Raw genomic sequence first — 18,927 nt, 5'->3', positions numbered from 1 at the left:
CAAATCTCTGTCACTTCTAATATAAAAATAGGGAGAAATGATGGAGCTTATATTCATTGGCGATTAGGATACCATCTTGTTATACAAAAAAATACAGTTCTTTACATTTGCCTTGTTTTATGAATACTCCTGAAGAGGTGTATAACATAATGGTACAAGCAGGGTAGATATGAATATATTTGAACAAACTCCACCGAACCGCAGACGTTATGGTCTTGCTGCATTCATTGGGCTGATTGCTGGCGTTGTTTCCGCATTCGTGAAGTGGGGCTGAAGTTCCATTGCCGCCACGTAGCCCGGTGGATATGTTTAATGCAGCGTGTGGCCCGGAATCATTAATCAGGGCTGCAGGCCAAATTGATTGCTCGCGTAATTTTCTCAATCCACCGTATATTTTTCTTCGAGACTGGTTGGGGCTGACAGATCCCAATGCGGCTGTTTATACCTTTGCCGGGCATGTCTTTAACTGGGTTGGTGTTACGCACATTATCTTTTCGATAGTGTTTGCTGTCGGTTATTGTGTGGTCGCTGAAGTATTTCCAAAAATTAAACTCTGGCAGGGCTTACTGGCAGGTGCTTTAGCCCAACTTTTTGTTCATATGATTTCATTCCCTCTCATGGGACTGACGCCACCTCTGTTTGATCTCCCGTGGTATGAGAATGTTTCTGAAATTTTTGGACATTTAGTCTGGTTCTGGTCTATTGAAATTATTCGCAGAGATTTACGAAACAGAATTACTCATGAGCCAGACCCTGAGATCCCTTTAGGCTCAAACAGATAATGCATTGAATGATAAAAATGGCGCAAATACAGCGCCATTTTTATAGGTTAAAAACATTGCTTTTTATATTCTGATGCAGATAGTCAGTGAGTATATCGCGCTACTTCAGGATGATGTAGATCCGAAGAACGCTACAGAAGAGAGGCATTGTTGCTGGCAAATAGAAGAAGTATCGGGTTTTGTTACCCCTGAAAAACGAAGCCCCGCTATTATCGCTGGCGGGGCAGTGCAATTAATTATTGTATGTTTATAACGGTGTCAGCCCGTATTTAGCCCTTGCACGGTTGCAAGCCTCATTGACGACTCCGTTCTCACCAGACATGGCGAATTCTCTGCATGTGGACGATCGATTTTTATATATCGTGCAGCAGGCATTTTTGCCCGGGGTTCCTGCAAGGGCAATACATCGGGGGTTTTTCTGATTGGTACCGCTCATGCATCGGTGAAAAGGGGATATTTGTTCAGTGAGCCTGGCGGGAATAGTACCGCCAGCATCGTCGGCTTCGGCCCAGTAAAAAGAGACGCGGAAAAATGCACAACAGGCACCACACGTCATGCATGGATTCAGATTGCTCATAATTCACCAGTACAGCTAAAAATCGTAAAGAGAACAGCGGTACATCGTATGTAAGAACGTACCGCGGTTGGCTGGGGAACTTTCGATAGTGTGAGTATTGAATGATTTCCAGCCGTTACCGATTTTACGTACTAATTCGTGATTAAACCACTCATTAGCAGGCTGCCTGATACCTTTCCGTGTCTCCTGAACACTATGGTGTGCATATGAGAAAGCCCATCGTTACAGGTGACATTGACGATCGCTTCCACATCATTTAAACGATTTTTGGAGCTCTGAGGTGGAATTCTTCCCTCGACCGATGGATAAGTCTTAGTCCGCCGAAGGGGGCTTAGCCGGACAGGAATCGCTAATCTTAATGAATTTGTCGTTATAGACCAGATAATGATTCCCCGGCTGACGTAACTCAGGCTGACGAACCACGTCTCCCGGACGTAGATACCAGGCATCGCCTTCCTCTTCGGTCGAATCACATCCTGGCTTAATCAGTAGCTTAAACCATGTGTTGCCAGTGTTACTTACCGTTCCTGTCACCTTGTCGAAGGACCATTTAAACTGAACCTGACGTGGTCGTACTACCAGAATGGTATCCATCACCACCACCGGCTCCGTGCTGACCTCGCCGCCGGTTGGGCTGCGTCTTGTCTGGTTACGAGTGGGGACCTCGCGAAATGAGACCCGGTAGTAGCGCTCGCGGTTATCCCGTGGACCATGATAGTAAAATTTAAAATACTCGCTCTCACCAGCCTGCAACGCCAGCTGGCGGGGGGCGAAAAGCAGTTCACCATCCACCGGTCGGGTGCGCAATTCACTGCTGCCCGGGCTATCAATAGCACTGATGGCAATACGGTATATCCGTGCGCTTTTGTTGTTATTCACTACACGTTTGCTGACAAAGTCAGTCTCGGACGGCAGCGAAAATGTCAGATTGCCGACCGAAATCGCCTGTGTCAAAGGTGCCGCCAGCATACAGACCGCTGTCAGCAGGGCCTTAGTTAATGTTACGCCACGTCGCCTGAACATGAATCTCTCCTGAAGCGCTGACTTCGCCAAACCAGCCGTTATCATCTACCGTACGCAGCGAAATGGCGTTATCCATTGGAATCGAAAATTTGACTGTGGTCTTATCCATCTGCCCCACTTCGCCAGAGATATCAGTCCACGGTGTGGTCAACCACAGCGCATCGGTCATATCCCGCCAGCTATCATCGCACCCGGCATCGTAGGTTTTTGTAGCTCCGTTGCGGGTAATAAAGGAAAGTGTCGCCGGGAACGGTACTTTCGCCTTACCGTCATCGGAGCTGAAGACACAATAGGAGCGCCCGCCAATCACCTGCGCGGGTCCGGTCACCTTGATCAGCACTTCGTCGGCAGCTGTTTTACCGCTGGTGGTTACGATATAGCCGAAATCGAGTGCCGACTCGCCGCTGCCAACATATCCCTCCCGCGACGGTGTCTGAGTATATTCATCGGAGATAATACTGATGCTGAAATCACGGGGTTTGATAATCAGCGTGTTGGAGGTAGAAAATTCATACCAGCCAGACTCCGGTGATGTGGTGTTCTGAAAGCGAAAGTTGAATAGATCTTTGGTGTTGATATCGCTGATCCCGAGGTTCACCATCTGCTTAAAGAAGTTGCTCGAGAAGAAAACATAGATCGAGTCTGCGCTCTTCATCTCGTTGAAGGTGTAGTAATAGGCGGTATTGCTCACCGGTTTCCATGAACTGCCATTCAGACTGAACTGCATATCGTACGCCCCGACGGCCGAGGCTAACGACGAGTTGGCGATCGCCGGGAATATATGGATTGAGGTGTTGCTGAGTCCGTTTGTTTGCAGGGTATAGTTGACCATCTTACAACTTAATCCTGAAAGGCTGCCGATGGTCTGTGTCCGGCAGTCGGCGTTCCCTTCGCCCAGAGTCGGTACTCCGTCGCTGTTGATAAATACCTCCGCCAGCGAGTGGGTATTTATTAACCGCAGATTTGCTGCTTTCGTATGGGTGACGTTGCGAACATACCAGTTGCCGGTGGCCTGATCCTTACAGCGTGCGCCGCTGCTGGCGTCATAGTTCACAGAGGTCTGGCAGGCATTGATGGTCATTGTAAAGCTGCTGCCGACGGGCATTTGTTGCAGATACTGGTAAAACGCGTCTGACAACATGCCGTGCATCCACTTCGCGCCGCCGCTGGTCACCGTCGCGCCATAAAATCCACTGGCGTCGGTGGTTTGCGGCAGGATAAGACTGGTGGTCATATTACACCCAGCGTACCAGTTGATGCAGCGCAAGCCAGTTAAAGGAGATGAAACTGGTGAATTTTCCAGCCACATATCAAACTTCCAGTTGGTATAAAGGCCGGTGTTGTAACCGTTATCAATGTAGCCGAGGCTTTGCTGATAGATGGTTCCTGAACCAGTGTATTTTAAACCGGTCCAGCGGTTGGCACCGGTCAGGCGCGGATCCAGCGCCCCGCCAGGAGTGACGAAAAAGTTGTCGTCTGAGTTGTTTTCGACAAACACAAACTCGCGTGCCGGTGCATCCGCCCAGGTTGTTTTGCTCACTGCCGCTCTGAGCTCAGTTACTGGCCAGATTAGCGCGAAAATTATCATCGTTATTAGTAGGTTAACTCTCATTCTCTTCTCCTGTCTGCGTCACCGCCGCCCACGATGAGAGGCCGCTGCAGACCACATCACCGACCCAGACGGCACCGCGCGCCTGGTTGAGTTCCAGTGCCACTTCGCAGGTTTTATTGCCACTGTAGCGAAAATCGATAGTGGGATATTTCTTATCCACGTCCATGACAAACTCGCCGTTTTCATCGGTTCGGGTTCGGCCGATATGGTTGTTAATCCGTGCGTTAGCCAGCAGTGTGCCGTCTTCCGCACGGATACGACCGGAGACGGTAACCATCTGCTTCACCTCTGGCTCAATGACAGCGACATTGCCTGGATAGAGAGTCAGATGGCTTTTGCGGCCGCTGACGATATCGTAGCTGTCGAGTGAGTTTTTGCTGTTCTGTAACTCCACCTCATATCTTCCATAGGGAGAGAGCGGGAGATAGTTACGCTTGCCGTTAAGCGGGAAAATCCGCCCGTTGATTTTGGCGCTGATCTGACCGTCGTCCTCCAGCCCGGTGTTGAATATCACCCCAGCGTTGCCATCAGTCCGCCCGCTGGCAGCGATGTTTTTACCCTGCCAGCCGACGCTGCCATTGGCGGTCAAGTTGGTATTGATGTAGCCGTCCGCCGCGCTATTGACGTTCAGCGTTCCGCTGGCGTAACGAGCGTCGAACTGTGCATACGCCCCACCGCTGAGGGTTTTGTCATCACCGGTATCGCCGGAGATGGCACGTGACAGATTGGCACCAACAGTGCGAATGGTTCCTTCATCAAACTGTTTGCGTGCTGACAGGTTTGCCATGGTGTAGCCGTTTTGATGGGTCATCCCTGCGCTAAACCAGTTGCCCAGTGGTAGCGAGAGATCGAGAGCGATATATTTCCCTGTATTGGCGTTGCTGTCGCCGTTGTTATAGCGCTGAATACCGGCCCGCAGGCCAAGCGAACCAAAGGTACCGCTGTAGACATTTTGATAGTAATCTGCCGTGTAATAATGGCTGTTGTAACGGCGGTCATCATTGTAGCTGATGCTGAATGTGCCCAGCTTCGACCACAGTGAGTTCAGGTTGAGTGTGCCGCCGATTGCACGGTTGTCGGCATCGCTACGTCGCAATTGATTGCCAATGCGGGTTTTTTCCTGGTTAACCCACAGCGAACTAAAGCCTCCCGGTAGAGTGGCGCTGATGCTGCCGATGCTGCTCCATGAGCTGTCACTGGCCAGCATATTTTGCAGGTTAACGTTGATCGCCCCCCCAAGCGGCAGCGTCAGACGGGTTTCACCCACCGCCTGATTATCGTATCCATATCCCGTTGCCGCCCAGCTAAGCGTACTCAATGAGCCGGAGGTCGAGGCACCTGCTAGCCAACTCTCTTTAGCTGGTCGCGTCTTTTTCCCGTTTTCCGACCAGCGATCCATATGAAAGCTACCGCCCCATACCTGCCACGCCAGTGGTGCACCGACGCCGCGCCCCCGGCTAAACAGCTTATTGACCCGCTGGGGGCGTTTGCTGATCACGCGACCGTTAACGATCACCTCAACTTCCACATCGTAAATCCCGTACGGTAGACCCCGGGTATCCACTTCATGATTGCCCATAGTGAAGTTCTGAACGCTTAGTAGCCGCCCATCACGGGTGAGATGTACTTCGCCCGCCGCCGGTAAAAAGGCGATCACTGGCGTGGCTGACTGGCTGCTGTCGAAGATGGTGGAGCTGGCCTGGTTTCCCCAGGAAAGGCCGTAAATCTTCCCTGCTGAAATGGCGGTCATCGGCCCTAAGGACTGCAAGTTCCAGGTGTCGAGCATTCCACCGGCAAATCGGTGACCGGCAAAATCGCGTTCATACATCGCTTTATATAATTCACTGTCCTGTTGACCGCTACCGATCCCGTACAGCGAGCCGTCGAGCACCACATGATGTTCGCGCAGCGCAGTAACGTTATTCAGCGACAGATAGCTGGATGTGTTGCTCCCGCCGTTACGCAACTGGTTGTTATAGACGCCCAAGTTATAGCTCAGATTACTGCTGAGGGTGTTAACACTGGACTGCCCGATGTCTTCGCTACGTGAGCGTAGTACGGTGCCCAGCGCTTCGCGCTTGACCACCAGCTGCAGCAGCAGTTGGCGCAAGCTGAGATCCAGCTGCGCGTTGTCAGTCAGGGGGATGGTAAGGGCCTCATTGAACGGGGCGTTGGCCAGAGCCATCAGCTGCTGTCGAGTTTGTTCGCTGACACTGGCGTTATCTTCACTCTCTTCCAGCTGTATTTTCCGGATGCGTAGCTGTCCATCATCCAGCCAGATAAAAGCGCTGCCGATTCGCTGATCGTCCTGGCGACCCTGGCTACCGGCGAGATGAATATAGAGCGGGACGCTCATGCCGTCCTGAAGCGCCTGACTGAAGGCCTGCGGAATAATCACCCCACCTATTTGCTGCGCACTTATGTCAGCAGCGCTGGCATCGGGTTGAACGAACAAAAAGACCATGCCGAAGGCAAACTGGGCTTTCAGTCCTGGGGAGAACCGTCGTAAAGGCATTGTCGTTATCCATCTGCACAGCTATCTATTTCACGGGAATGAACTTATCACCCTGCCAAAGTGCAACCCGTCCTTTGTTATCCGCAGTGTCCACACGGGTAAAACGACGCGACTTGCCCGGCATCAGGTAGTAATTCTCTTTACACTCCTTACCGTTGGCGGCTTTCAGGCAAGGGCCGTAGGCGAGGATCCGCAGCGTCGCATTTCCTGTATTTGTCAGGGAGCCGTTGGCGTACTGAAAGTGGTAGTTCGCCTGGCGAGGGGCGACGACCAGAATGGTGCCGATGCGGGCGGAAGCAGTGGCCACAGCGCTGCGGTTGGCATTATCGCGCTGCGCATCACTGAGGGCCTGATCAAACCAGACAATGCGGTAGTAGCGCTCTTTTTCATCTGCGGGTCCCTTATAGAAGAAGCGGATCACTTCGCTGGCTTGGGCGGGTAGCAGCAAGCTGGCGGGAGTGAGTAGCAACTCATCCGGCTTGTCCATTGAGATAACCTGCCCGTCGTCAAGCGGTGAAGAGAGCCGTTCGAGACGGATATTGATAAGGCGACCACTGTCGGTACTGTTTTTGATCGTTTTGCTCAGCGTGCTGCTGTCACTGTTCATAAACGATGATATATCGCCGACATCCAGCGCCTGGGCCGGAGGTATTCCGGAAAACAGCAGAGCGAGAGGCAGAAGGTGCTTTTTCATAACAATTCCGTCCAGGAATAAAGCAGGGGGGCTACCCCTGCTGGTACATCAGAGAGATTAACTGGTCCAGGTCGCGTCGAACTGTACGCTAACGTCGCCGCTCCAGATGCCTTCCGGTAGAGTGCTGTAATCGGTTACTGCGGTGGTACCATTGGTGGTGCCGCTGATGATGGTGAAGGTGAAACCATCCTGTGCGGTGGTACGATTGCTGGCATTGTAACCGTTAGCCAGCGGGCTAAGGTTGCCGCCCAGTACGCCGTTGGCGGTATCGATCATCACGGTATCGCCAGTTTTTTCGACTGCCGCGCCGTTATAATCCACGCCCACATTCAGTGTGGAACCTGAGGTATCCAACTGGGTTAATGTGTTGGTGATAAGACGTGAGGTCAGTTTAAAGGCGGTAGCCGTTGAGTCACCCTCGATAGCCACGTCAAATAGACCTTTCTGTGAGTTAAAACCTTTAATGCCTTCGGCATACTGGAACGCCAGGCTACCGAGTGGCGTCACAACCAGCTTACTGGTGGTGTCTTTTTTGGCTGTTGCCGACCAGGTCGCTACAGCCTGAGCTGTTACGTCAGCAGCCTGCGCCACACCCATGCCGGTAAACACCGTTACCAGAGCTATTGCCAGAACCTTTTTTTTCATTGCATTTCTTCCCGAGTTGAATTGAGGACGTGATGTCCCAGTGAGTCATTTTTTAAAACTAACTTGCCTGGAGTTTACTGAACCAACTTATATATTTTTGAGTACAGCTTGGCCTCAGCATTACGCCGATGGGTATACACTGTCTTCACACTACAATTTTCAATTCTGGCAATCGATTTAGGTTGCATTCCCTGGGCCGTCATGCGGATAATTTCCATTTCCCGGTCCGTGATTTTATCTTTCTTAATATCTTTTCTCAGGAACCTGCCATTAATCACATAGGCCAGTTCTTTTCTAATATCACGACTCAGTCCAGCGTATACCACGCCCCTAATATTGCTATTGTAATACCAATAATTTGCTAAGGCTTCTGACTTTCTGGCCGCAATCAATACGACCTGTTTCCCCTTTACCGCGGATAACCATTCATTATCACGGTTTATAAATTCAGATAAAGAATCCGTATTGAGATTGATAAACACGAAATCTTTTCTAATTTTCTCCAACGATAGATAAATTAATCTGTCGATATCCACAATCAGTTCAGATAGTCCTTTATAGAAGTAGGCGTCATGGGGAGACCAGATGTATTTATCAGAACGGTTTTGACATTCCATATGGTTTTTAACCTCATAGTCCCTGCTGTAATCACTTTGCCATGTCACTACTTTCCAAACCTATAATTTTTACAGGTGCATTCAGTTTCCTTAGTAAACCGGAAGTAAATAAGATACGTAGCACATATCAATAAAGGTTAAACGAGATTAAGTTTAATTATTTTCGATTGGGCTTAAATTTATGTTTTTTTCCCGATGAGTGTCAATATGTGAACGGAAAAGGAATTCAATGGTTAAGTCAATATTTAGAAAAACTGAAAATATTGCTTTTTTGATAAGAAGAAAAAGACATTTGGTTTCATAAGGTTATTGGCAATATAACGTTCAATTCTTACTTGCATTTTATATTGGTCAGGAACTTTGCCCTGAAGTGTTAGGAATAGTCTTAATGCGCTGTGTGATGGGCTAGTAAAAAAACAAGTTTTAAGGGTAAGGGATAGAATATAAAACTATAATGAGCTGTCATTGAAGATGATTTGCCAATCAGTAAGAAATTTTAATGGATTAACATGCCGCACAAAATGGTTATAGGTGTTCATTACAATAAGTGATGGAAAATTGAACGGGCGTATGTACGTCATCTGTTCGGTAAGCCCCCAAGAGCCAGATTAAGTGAAGTTAAACGAAGGCTGCCAGCTGTCACAGGAACGATGGCCTCTTTGTCAGGGCACTGAGTGCAGTTATCTGTGCGCGTTACTCTAACTGGCACTCGAACGTCGGCGACGGGGTTACCGGTGGATCAGACTGTTCCTGTGGCGTAAACGTTTTTATGTTAGTACCAACAGATTTACCACATTTATCATCTTAACAGTTTGAGTGAAAATGCAGGCTGCGCCGCAAAGGGAGGAGACTGAGTGGCGTGTTCAGTCTAAAAGAGAGTTGATGCCAGCATACAGGGGCGAAGCTGGTCAACAAGTCAACATTAAGATAATGGAATATTCGGAGAGAAACGTCAGGCAGTTGGCCTCAAATGAACAGGAGGAATATATCCCCAGGAAAATTAATGTTGGTGTTATAAACACACCAACATTAATCCGATCTGATTATTAATCAGACAAATATCGTTAATCCGTCGAATTTTGAATCAACGTTTTTTCTTACGACCCTGAACGGCCTTAAAACGTGGATTAGATTTACAAATCACATATAGCCGTCCTTTTCGCTTCACAATCTGACAGTCTGGATGGCGTTCTTTTGCGGTACGCAGAGAGTTAAGAACTTTCATCACGACCCCTTTTTCGTGCTAACAAAACGACCAAAACGTTGGGTGAATCGTGCAACATTTCCTTCTGATGCCACTGTTCTCAGCTTCCCTGTATAGAACGGGTGCGATTTAGAAGAGACATCAATTGTCACGTATGGATACGTTACGCCATCCAGCTCAATCTCACGGTCTGTTTTGATAGTCGAGCCGATTTTAAAGTACTCATCAACACTGGTGTCGTGGAACACCACAGTACGATACTCAGGATGGATATTGGGCTTCATCATTTTTACCTGTTATGTTATAACATAACCATAAAGATACATGCTCATCCGGATCATTTCAACACCCAATCCCTGTGACTCTTTGTGGATGTGGAATTTTCGCAACGGGGAACTCTGGCATTGTTAGCAGCCATTGGTGACGCTCCCATAAACGCCTGGATGAGTGATTGATGATGGTTTTGCTGAGAGTATGGATTTTTCGACAATGGAGGTTATCTCCACTTTACTGGCCGATGATTTATCGCAGTATGATTGATTACCTGACAGCGTGTATTCCTCTCCCACGGATATAATAATTACTTACAAAAAGGGAGAGGATGCATATTTTAAATATCACTGAAGTGAACAGTTTATTGCCGTTATTAATAGAAATGGAGAAATAAATAGGCGTATTCTACAATTGCGACAAAAACAACGATATTAATCAGTTTATGACTGATTTGTTGTACTTTATTCTCTTTCATTGGTACTTCCTCGCTTTAAAAAAGAGCGCACTTCGTAAGTGCCCTTATATAAATAACGAGTTTGGTCAACCAAATTTTTGACATGTATCACAAATTTGAATAGATGTATTACATCGGCTATCTTTTATTGCACCAACGTCATTGATATATGTCGCCTGAAGTCAGTTCCGGGAATGAGTCTGATCTCAAGACTGGCCCAGTCCGGGCGTTGATTGGCGCTGAGGAGCATATCGCATCTCATCATAATGTCGTATCTCCTGGGGTGTTATACAAGATATCGCTGTTGGTGACCTGGGAGAGGAATTGAGTTCTATTAAACCGTCAACTATGCCGGATACATACTGGATTACACTGCAGGCACGCCTTACGAGAGAACGTGCCGCAGTGACGGGTTAATTATCTGAAAGAATTTGTGAGGCTGTATCGGTTACTCATTGATTTGATAGTTTTACTCTCGGGAGAGTAATAGATATTTAATCTATTAACGGAAACCAGCCAGTTCCTTTCGATGCCTGAATTTGATTCCATAGTTTATCCGGAATGGTTAATTCATGAATAAGTTGTGTTCTCGTTCATGAGAAGCATAACGTAAAGGGAAAAGCTCGATTAGACGGCAGGATTTGTCAGGGGTTATGAACGAAATTCATAAATCTGTTTGAGTGTTGCGATGGGTAGTGCAAGTTCGAAATCTCCGCAATTTACAGTCCGATGAAGGAAAATGAATATCCATAAAAAATATATCGATTTATTCTGGCGTATATACCTACTTCGACGTATTTCCAATAGTTGTTAATTAAAGGCAGGCCATTATTATTCACTCTGAATAATGAATTATTCACTGTCCGCAGAGTAAAAAATATAACTTAGGTGTCTATTTAATGACTTGCACAAAAAGCTAAATTTTCACCCATAAATAAAAATATAATCCCGCGCCCAACCACCTGATGAGTGGCTACAGACACTGGATATATTAGGTGGCGGTGCACTTTCTTACATAAAGGTATTTCCTTTTCTGCGGAAAAGGAAATCGGGAAATCCCCGGTTTTTCTGACAAGCAGACGCCATTATTTGTGTCTGCCTATGTTCGTTAATTCGTTCATCAGGAAATTATCTCAATGTCGCGTTATAAAACAGGTCATAAACAACCACGATTTCGTTATTCAGTTCTGGCCCGCTGCGTGGCGTGGGCAAATATCTCTGTTCAGGTTCTTTTTCCACTCGCTGTCACCTTTACCCCAGTAATGGCGGCACGTGCGCAGCATGCGGTTCAGCCACGGTTGAGCATGGGAAATACTACGGTAACTGCTGATAATAACGTGGAGAAAAATGTCGCGTCGTTTGCCGCAAATGCCGGGACATTTTTAAGCAGTCAGCCAGATAGCGATGCGACACGTAACTTTATTACCGGAATGGCCACAGCTAAAGCTAACCAGGAAATACAGGAGTGGCTCGGGAAATATGGTACTGCGCGCGTCAAACTGAATGTCGATAAAGATTTCTCGCTGAAGGATTCTTCGCTGGAAATGCTTTATCCGATTTATGATACGCCAACAAATATGTTGTTCACTCAGGGAGCAATACATCGTACCGACGATCGTACTCAGTCAAATATTGGTTTTGGCTGGCGTCATTTTTCAGGAAATGACTGGATGGCGGGGGTGAACACCTTTATCGACCATGATTTATCCCGTAGTCATACCCGCATTGGTGTTGGTGCGGAATACTGGCGCGATTATCTGAAACTGAGCGCCAATGGTTATATTCGGGCTTCTGGCTGGAAAAAATCGCCGGATATTGAGGATTATCAGGAACGCCCGGCGAATGGTTGGGATATCCGCGCAGAGGGCTATTTACCTGCCTGGCCGCAGCTTGGCGCAAGCCTGATGTATGAACAGTATTATGGCGATGAAGTCGGGCTGTTTGGTAAAGATAAGCGCCAGAAAGACCCGCATGCTATTTCTGCCGAGGTGACCTATACGCCAGTGCCTCTTCTGACACTGAGCGCCGGGCATAAGCAGGGCAAGAGCGGTGAGAATGACACTCGCTTTGGCCTGGAAGTTAATTATCGGATTGGCGAACCTCTGGAGAAACAACTCGATACAGACAGCATTCGCGAGCGTCGAATGCTGGCAGGCAGCCGCTATGACCTGGTTGAGCGTAATAACAACATCGTTCTTGAGTACCGCAAATCTGAAGTGATCCGTATTGCTCTGCCTGAGCGTATTGAAGGTAAGGGCGGTCAGACACTTTCCCTGGGGCTTGTGGTCAGCAAAGCAACTCACGGACTGAAAAATGTGCAGTGGGAAGCGCCGTCATTACTGGCTGAAGGTGGCAAAATTACCGGTCAGGGTAGTCAGTGGCAAGTAACGCTCCCGGCTTATCGTCCAGGCAAAGACAATTATTATGCGATTTCTGCGGTTGCCTACGATAACAAAGGCAATGCCTCAAAACGCGTGCAGACAGAGGTGGTCATTACCGGAGCAGGTATGAGTGCCGATCGCACGGCGTTAACGCTTGACGGTCAGAGCCGTATTCAAATGCTTGCTAACGGTAATGAGCAAAGACCGCTGGTGCTGTCTCTGCGCGACGCCGAGGGCCAGCCAGTCACGGGCATGAAAGATCAGATCAAGACTGAACTAACTTTCAAACCGGCTGGAAATATTGTGACTCGTACCCTGAAGGCCACTAAATCACAGGCAAAGCCAACACTGGGTGAGTTCACCGAAACTGAAGCCGGGGTGTATCAGTCTGTCTTTACTACCGGAACGCAGTCAGGTGAGGCAACGATTACTGTTAGTGTTGATGGCATGAGCAAAACCGTCACTGCAGAACTGCGGGCCACGATGATGGATGTGGCAAACTCCACCCTGAGCGCTAACGAGCCGTCAGGTGACGTGGTTGCTGATGGTCAGCAAGCCTACACGCTGACGCTGACTGCGGTGGATACTGATGGTAACCCGGTGACGGGAGAGGCCAGCCGCTTGCGATTTGTTCCGCAAGACACTAATGGTGTCACCATTGGTACAATTTCGGAGATAAAACCAGGCGTTTACAGCGCTACGGTTTCTTCGACCCGTGCCGGAAACGTTGTTGTGCGTGCTTTCAGCGAGCAGTATCAGCTGGGCACATTACAACAAACGCTGAAGTTTGTTGCCGGGCCGCTTGATGCAGCACATTCGTCCATCACCCTGAATCCTGATAAACCGGTGGTTGGGGGTACAGTTACGGCAATCTGGACGGTAAAAGATGCCTATGACAACCCTGTGACCAGCCTCACGCCGGAAGCGCCGTCATTAGCGGGTGCCGCTGCTGTAGGTTCTACGGCATCGGGCTGGACAAATAATGGTGATGGGACGTGGACTGCGCAGATTACTCTCGGCTCTACGGCGGGTGAATTAGAAGTTATGCCGAAGCTAAATGGACAGGATGCGGCAGCAAATGCGGCAAAAGTAACCGTGGTGGCTGATGCGTTATCTTCAAACCAGTCGAAAGTCTCTGTCGCAGAAGATCACGTAAAAGCCGGCGAAAGTACAACCGTGACGCTTATTGCAAAAGATGCACATGGCAACGCTATCAGTGGTCTTTCGTTGTCGGCAAGTTTGACGGGGACCGCCTCTGAAGGGGCGACCGTTTCCAGTTGGACCGAAAAAGGTGACGGTTCCTATGTTGCTACGTTAACTACAGGCGGAAAGACGGGCGAGCTTCGTGTCATGCCGCTATTCAACGGCCAGCCAGCAGCCACCGAAGCCGCGCAGTTGACGGTCATCGCCGGAGAGATGTCATCAGCGAACTCTACGCTTGTTGCGGACAATAAGGCTCCGACCGTCAAAACGACGACGGAACTCACCTTCACCGTGAAGGATGCGTACGGGAACCCGGTCACCGGGATGAAGCCAGATGCACCAGTGTTTAGCGGTGCCGCCAGCACGGGGACAGAGCGACCTTCAACAGGAGACTGGACAGAAACAAGTAATGGGGTCTACGTGGCGACCTTGACTCTGGGATCTGCCGCGGGCCAGTTGTCTGTGATGCCGCGAGTGAACGGCCAAAATGCCGTTGCTCAGCCACTGGTGCTGAATGTTGCTGGTGACGCATCTAAGGCTGAGATTCGTGATATGACGGTGAAGGTTGATAACCAGCTGGCTAATGGACAATCGACTAACCAGGTAACCCTGACCGTTGTGGACACCTATGGTAACCCGTTGCAGGGACAAAATGTGACGCTGACTCTGCCGAAAGGTGTGACCAGCAAGACGGGGAATACGGTAACAACCGATGCGGCAGGTAAAGCCGACATTGAGCTGATGTCAACGGTTGCCGGGGAACACAGCATCACGGCCTCAGTGAATAATGCTCAGAAGACGGTTACGGTGAAATTCAAGGCGGATTTCAGTACCGGTCAGGCGAGTCTGGAGGTTGATAGCGCCGCGCCAAAAGTGGCAAACGGCAAAGATGCCTTTACGCTGACGGCGACCGTTGAGGATAAAAATGGTAACCCTGTTCCAGGGAGCCTGGTGACCTTTAATCTGCCCCGGGGTGTCAAGCCGCTTACAGGCGATAATGTCTGGGTGAAAGCCAACGGTGAGGGGAAAGCAGAGTTGCAGGTGGTTTCAGTGACTGCCGGAACGTATGAGATCACGGCATCGGCGGGGAATAGCCAGCCTTCGGATACGCAGACTATAACGTTTGTAGCCGATAAGGCTACCGCAACCGTCTCCGGTATTGAGGTGATGGGCAACTATGCGCTGGCGGACGGCAAAGCCAAACAAACGTATAAAGTTACGGTGACTGATGCCAATAACAATTTGGTGAAAGATAGCGAAGTGACGCTGACTGCCAGCCCGGCTTCGTTAAACCTGGAACCGAATGGCACTGCGACAACGAATGAGCAAGGGCAGGCTATTTTCACCGCTACCACTACTGTTGCGGCGACATACACACTCAAGGCGCAAGTGAGTCAGACCAACGGTCAGGTATCAACGAAAACTGCCGAATCTAAATTCGTTGCGGATGATAAAAACGCGGTACTCACCGCATCATCTGATATGCAATCTCTGGTGGCGGATGGGAAATCGACTGCGAAGCTGGAGGTGACACTGATGTCGGCAAACAACCCCGTTGGCGGGAATATGTGGGTCGACATTCAGACGCCGGAAGGGGTGACGGAAAAGGATTATCAGTTCCTGCCGTCGAAAAATGACCATTTCGTGAGCGGAAAAATCACGCGTAAATTTAGTACCAGCAAGCCTGGTGTCTATACGTTCACATTTAACGCCCTGACCTATGGCGGGTACGAAATGAAGCCAGTGACGGTGACCATTACCGCGGTGGATGCCGATACGGCAAAGGACGAGGAGGCGATGAAATAATTTTAAGAATATGAAAGTAACATTCTAATAAACAATAATGGCGTTGACATCTTCAACGCCATTATTTATTGAATTTCCTGACAGTAGTCTCGTTATAAATTCATTTAGATATAGCGAAAACTAAACCGGACGAACGGGGATAAAAATTTCGCAAACAATGTTATTGCTATCAATTTCGACGAAATTTTCATTGTAATAAAACCGCTCAATATCACTGCCGTTCACTCTGGCTAACCCCCTGGCGGGTAATTCCATCAGATAGAGGTTTCGCGCCCATTCAGGGTAGTGCTCCCACTCACCTTCATAGCGGAAAGAGGCATACAGTCCTCGGTTAATTGTCCACTCTTTCGGCATCTCTGAATCGGTTTGTTTGCATACCGTACCGGCAAAAGTTTCAACCGTGAGCAAATCGACCGATTTTGTTGACGGTTCAAACGTGGAGACGAAATAGATATCCGTCTTAAAATTATTCATACATCTGGCTAAATGATGACGTCGCAGTTTGACTTCTTCATCCGGTGATTTATTCGACACTTCAATGTCATATTTAAATGAGTTGCCAAAAATAGGTGTCTCAGGAAAATTGACTAATCTACACTCCGTCTTTTGCTGTTGACGTATTAAAAAAGAAGGGAAGATATTTGCGAGATCCCAATAATCACGGTGGCGGTATTCACGGGGAGAGCAGCCGAATAACTTTTTAAATTCGCGGCTGAATGACTGCTGTGAATCAAAATGCAAAGAGAGTGCAATATCAAGCATAGATTTCGCGGTGAGCCGGACAAGAATAGCGGCACGGCAAAGCCTTCGTTTGCGAATGTATTCTCCCAAAGGCACATGCATGAAATTTCGGAACAGAAGCTGGATGTTGCGTCTGCTGTAGCCAGATTTCTGTGCGATATCTTCGATTGAAATAGGGTGCTCAAGATTGCACTCAATCCACTCCAGGAGCTGCTGTAGAATCTTCTGCCTGATCATCACATTCTCCATTGATTCTTCGTCATATCGCACATTTTCGTTATGCCCTGGGCCCTAAGTGTATCAAAAACAGCAAGTCCGAAGGCAAAAGCACTGGTAGCGTCTGCTTCGTTGTCCCCGAAAATAGAGAGGTTTCAGTCCTACATTATTAATGAATTTTTTGCATAAGTGATATCAAAATCCACATACTAATTTGAGGTTACGTTTTAACGTAGACTCATTGTTCATGCCTAATGGAGGGACTGACAGTGGAATTTTCCGTATTAAGTAACAATCTGAAAATGCCGATGATGGGATTTGGTGTTTTTCAGGTTACCGATAAAAACGTGTGCAAACAGTCAGTGTTGAACGCTATCCGCACGGGTTATCGACTCATCGACACTGCAGCGGTATACGGTAATGAAGATGCCGTCGGTGAAGCCGTTCGTGAAGCTATATCTGAAGGTTTATGTACCCGAGATGAGTTATTTATAACGTCTAAATTGTGGGTGCAGGATATGTTGAATCAGGATACGGCAGCAGCAGGTATTGAAGCATCATTAAAAAAATCGGGACTAGAATACTTCGACCTCTATTTATTGCACCAGGCTATGCGCGATTATTTCAGTGCGTGGCGTGCACTCGAAGATGCCTATGAAGAGGGCAAATTAAAAGCAATTGGGGTTTCCAATTTCTATCCTCATGTTCTGGCGAACTTTTGTGAAACGGTAAGAGTTAAACCGATGGTCAACCAGGTCGAGTTGCATCCCTATTTTGCCCAACCAGAGGCGCTGGCAACCATGAAGTATTATAACGTGCAGCCTGAAGCATGGGCTCCGTTAGGTGGTGGACGACATAAACCCTTTGAAAATAATCTGCTTCAGAGTATTGCAGATGCCCATCAAAAATCGATTTCTCAAGTCATTCTGCGTTGGAATATTCAACGGGGAGTGGTCGTTATTCCGAAATCGACACATCAACAGCGTATCGAAGAAAATTTTGCTATCTGGGATTTCTCACTGACAGAGAAAGAAATGGCACAAATTAGTTCGCTTGATTTGGGTTATGTTGGGGAGTCGGTAAAACATTTTAATCCTGAATTTGTTCGTGGTTGTCTTGCTGTAAAAAATTCATGATTGATATTAATCATATATTTTACCTGAGACGACAAGAATCTTTTAACAGGGGAGTGATATTGATCTTCACTCTGTCATATCTCCGGTAATATGGCGTCAGGCTTCATCATCAGAAAGGGGGCCTGACGCCTGAAAAAGTGAACAACAGACAGTGTTCGGATTATCAATATTCAGTTTTTAACGTTGAACTGGATTCATTACTGCGTTGTTTAAGAATTTCCCGCGCCGAATCTGCCATTATCATGACAGCACCTGCCAGCATCAGAGTATCTTTCAATACCAGGCGACCAGCACCGGATAAATAAGGGAAACCATGATGAGCGTCACCCAATGCGGGTACCCATGCCTCCGGGGTGGTGATTAAAAATGAGAGTGTTACCAACGGTGTGGTAAATGCCATCAGCCCTCCCAATAAACCTAACCAGCGATTGACAGGATTAGCCAAAACCAGCAGAGCAATAATCACCTCCACGACGCCAAGACCGTTGGAAAAACCATAGGTATTATTGGCCGATTGCCATGCCCTTGCTTCTGGTTTGTATTCGCCTTCGTGAGTCAGATACTGTTTATAGTCTTCCGGGTGTTCATAAAAGAACGACATTAGTGGACTGTTTGCGACGAATGGTGTAATGCTGTCTGCCTCGTAAGGGACAAACTTTAATAACCCAATCCACATAAAAACAATCGCAATACTCAGACGAATCAATGTCAGGCCAATTTTATCTCCCCGACTTAACATGTGCAGGTATTTCTCCATTGTAAACATCCTTATTTATACAATACTGCTGTTGCGGTTGAATTATTATCAATTCGCATCGATGTGACTTTCCAGGATGAAGCATTATATTTTCTGGCTATATCAGCAATGGCATCCTCCAGAACTGTCGGTGATGCTGATACTGACGAGACGCTGATATGTTTCAGAATTATTTTATCATCTGCATTGGTGGAAAATGCCATAACGCCAGATAATAGTGTTGCAAATAAAACAGATTTTTTGAACATATAAAATACCATCAATGAAGTGATTAAGAAGTTATAGAGTAAC

Annotated in this window: 16 protein-coding genes and 2 pseudogenes; 4 read left to right on the top strand and 14 right to left on the bottom strand. The window is 47.9% G+C overall.

Translation table 11 applies throughout. The features are described from left to right. Nucleotides 1-169: 169 nt before the first annotated feature. Nucleotides 170-782, top strand: a pseudogene (locus FTE26_RS11725) (YagU family protein). A gap of 247 nt (nucleotides 783-1,029) precedes the next feature. Here the strand turns inward: FTE26_RS11725 and FTE26_RS11720 are convergent. The 7 genes from FTE26_RS11720 to ecpR form a co-directional block, all read right to left on the bottom strand. Continuing rightward, nucleotides 1,030-1,359 carry a YkgJ family cysteine cluster protein gene (locus FTE26_RS11720; RefSeq protein ID WP_001303809.1) on the bottom strand — a complete coding sequence of 110 codons (330 nt, stop codon included), beginning with the start codon at nucleotides 1,357-1,359 and terminating at the stop codon, nucleotides 1,030-1,032. Nucleotides 1,360-1,671: 312 nt separating this feature from the next. Then, on the bottom strand, nucleotides 1,672-2,382 hold the full coding sequence (gene ecpE, locus FTE26_RS11715; RefSeq protein ID WP_001296887.1) for a fimbrial chaperone EcpE: 711 nt from the start codon (nucleotides 2,380-2,382) through the stop codon (nucleotides 1,672-1,674). After that, entirely contained in the window at nucleotides 2,351-3,994 is a 1,644-nt protein-coding gene (gene ecpD, locus FTE26_RS11710; RefSeq protein ID WP_001315269.1) for a fimbrial adhesin EcpD, read from the bottom strand. The genes ecpE and ecpD overlap by 32 nt, the downstream gene beginning before the upstream one ends. Continuing rightward, nucleotides 3,984-6,509, bottom strand: coding sequence for a fimbrial usher EcpC (gene ecpC / locus FTE26_RS11705; protein ID WP_001131079.1), 2,526 nt, complete (start codon nucleotides 6,507-6,509; stop codon nucleotides 3,984-3,986). The genes ecpD and ecpC overlap by 11 nt, the downstream gene beginning before the upstream one ends. Before the next feature lie 25 nt (nucleotides 6,510-6,534). After that, on the bottom strand, nucleotides 6,535-7,203 hold the full coding sequence (ecpB, locus tag FTE26_RS11700) for a fimbrial chaperone EcpB (protein WP_000716392.1): 669 nt from the start codon (nucleotides 7,201-7,203) through the stop codon (nucleotides 6,535-6,537). 57 nt (nucleotides 7,204-7,260) lie between these two features. Next, complete coding sequence (gene ecpA / locus FTE26_RS11695) at nucleotides 7,261-7,848, bottom strand: common pilus major fimbrillin subunit EcpA (RefSeq protein ID WP_000730974.1); 588 nt, start codon at nucleotides 7,846-7,848, stop codon at nucleotides 7,261-7,263. A gap of 74 nt (nucleotides 7,849-7,922) precedes the next feature. Further along, nucleotides 7,923-8,465, bottom strand: a complete 543-nt coding sequence (ecpR, locus tag FTE26_RS11690; protein WP_001296902.1) for an ECP biosynthesis operon DNA-binding transcriptional regulator EcpR — start codon at nucleotides 8,463-8,465, stop codon at nucleotides 7,923-7,925. Nucleotides 8,466-9,287: 822 nt separating this feature from the next. On the opposite strand from ecpR, the gene ykgL reads away from it, so the two are divergent. Further along, nucleotides 9,288-9,515, top strand: a complete 228-nt coding sequence (gene ykgL, locus FTE26_RS11685; protein ID WP_001147277.1) for a protein YkgL — start codon at nucleotides 9,288-9,290, stop codon at nucleotides 9,513-9,515. Between the two features lie 34 nt (nucleotides 9,516-9,549). Here the strand turns inward: ykgL and ykgO are convergent, their stop codons facing one another. The 4 genes and pseudogenes from ykgO to FTE26_RS11665 form a co-directional block, all read right to left on the bottom strand. Beyond that, complete coding sequence (gene ykgO / locus FTE26_RS11680; RefSeq protein WP_000866436.1) at nucleotides 9,550-9,690, bottom strand: type B 50S ribosomal protein L36; 141 nt, start codon at nucleotides 9,688-9,690, stop codon at nucleotides 9,550-9,552. Then, nucleotides 9,690-9,953 (bottom strand): type B 50S ribosomal protein L31, encoded by a 264-nt coding sequence (locus FTE26_RS11675; RefSeq protein ID WP_000803999.1) that lies wholly within the window; start codon nucleotides 9,951-9,953, stop codon nucleotides 9,690-9,692. Before FTE26_RS11675 ends, ykgO begins: the two co-directional genes overlap by 1 nt. A gap of 362 nt (nucleotides 9,954-10,315) precedes the next feature. Further along, nucleotides 10,316-10,417 carry a small membrane protein YkgR gene (gene ykgR / locus FTE26_RS11670; RefSeq protein ID WP_000662258.1) on the bottom strand — a complete coding sequence of 34 codons (102 nt, stop codon included), beginning with the start codon at nucleotides 10,415-10,417 and terminating at the stop codon, nucleotides 10,316-10,318. Between the two features lie 473 nt (nucleotides 10,418-10,890). Beyond that, nucleotides 10,891-10,980 (bottom strand): annotated as a pseudogene (locus FTE26_RS11665) (hypothetical protein); the annotation flags it as partial. Nucleotides 10,981-11,532: 552 nt separating this feature from the next. Between FTE26_RS11665 and fdeC the strand changes: the two are divergent. Further along, nucleotides 11,533-15,786, top strand: coding sequence for an inverse autotransporter adhesin FdeC (fdeC, locus tag FTE26_RS11660; protein WP_000092609.1), 4,254 nt, complete (start codon nucleotides 11,533-11,535; stop codon nucleotides 15,784-15,786). A gap of 120 nt (nucleotides 15,787-15,906) precedes the next feature. Here fdeC and FTE26_RS11655 read toward each other — a convergent pair whose 3' ends face one another. Next, nucleotides 15,907-16,764: a helix-turn-helix domain-containing protein gene (locus tag FTE26_RS11655; protein ID WP_001716185.1), complete on the bottom strand. Its 858-nt coding sequence runs from the start codon at nucleotides 16,762-16,764 to the stop codon at nucleotides 15,907-15,909. A gap of 248 nt (nucleotides 16,765-17,012) precedes the next feature. Here FTE26_RS11655 and FTE26_RS11650 point away from each other — a divergent pair, with 248 nt between their 5' ends. Then, entirely contained in the window at nucleotides 17,013-17,879 is an 867-nt protein-coding gene (locus FTE26_RS11650) for an aldo/keto reductase (protein ID WP_001716187.1), read from the top strand. Nucleotides 17,880-18,042: 163 nt separating this feature from the next. On the opposite strand, the gene rclC is transcribed toward FTE26_RS11650, so the two are convergent. Both rclC and rclB read right to left on the bottom strand, forming a co-directional pair. Continuing rightward, nucleotides 18,043-18,636, bottom strand: coding sequence for a reactive chlorine species resistance protein RclC (gene rclC, locus FTE26_RS11645; protein WP_001296896.1), 594 nt, complete (start codon nucleotides 18,634-18,636; stop codon nucleotides 18,043-18,045). An 11-nt stretch (nucleotides 18,637-18,647) separates the two neighbouring features. Then, nucleotides 18,648-18,884, bottom strand: a complete 237-nt coding sequence (gene rclB, locus FTE26_RS11640; protein ID WP_000474077.1) for a reactive chlorine resistance periplasmic protein RclB — start codon at nucleotides 18,882-18,884, stop codon at nucleotides 18,648-18,650. Between the last annotated feature and the right edge of the window lie 43 nt (nucleotides 18,885-18,927).

Origin of the sequence: Escherichia sp. S10b, assembly GCF_028421345.1 — a bacterium.
In the GTDB taxonomy this organism is placed as follows: domain Bacteria; phylum Pseudomonadota; class Gammaproteobacteria; order Enterobacterales; family Enterobacteriaceae; genus ECMA0423.
Note: the sequence above shows the minus strand (reverse complement) of the source record. Positions and strands in the feature narration are given on the sequence as shown.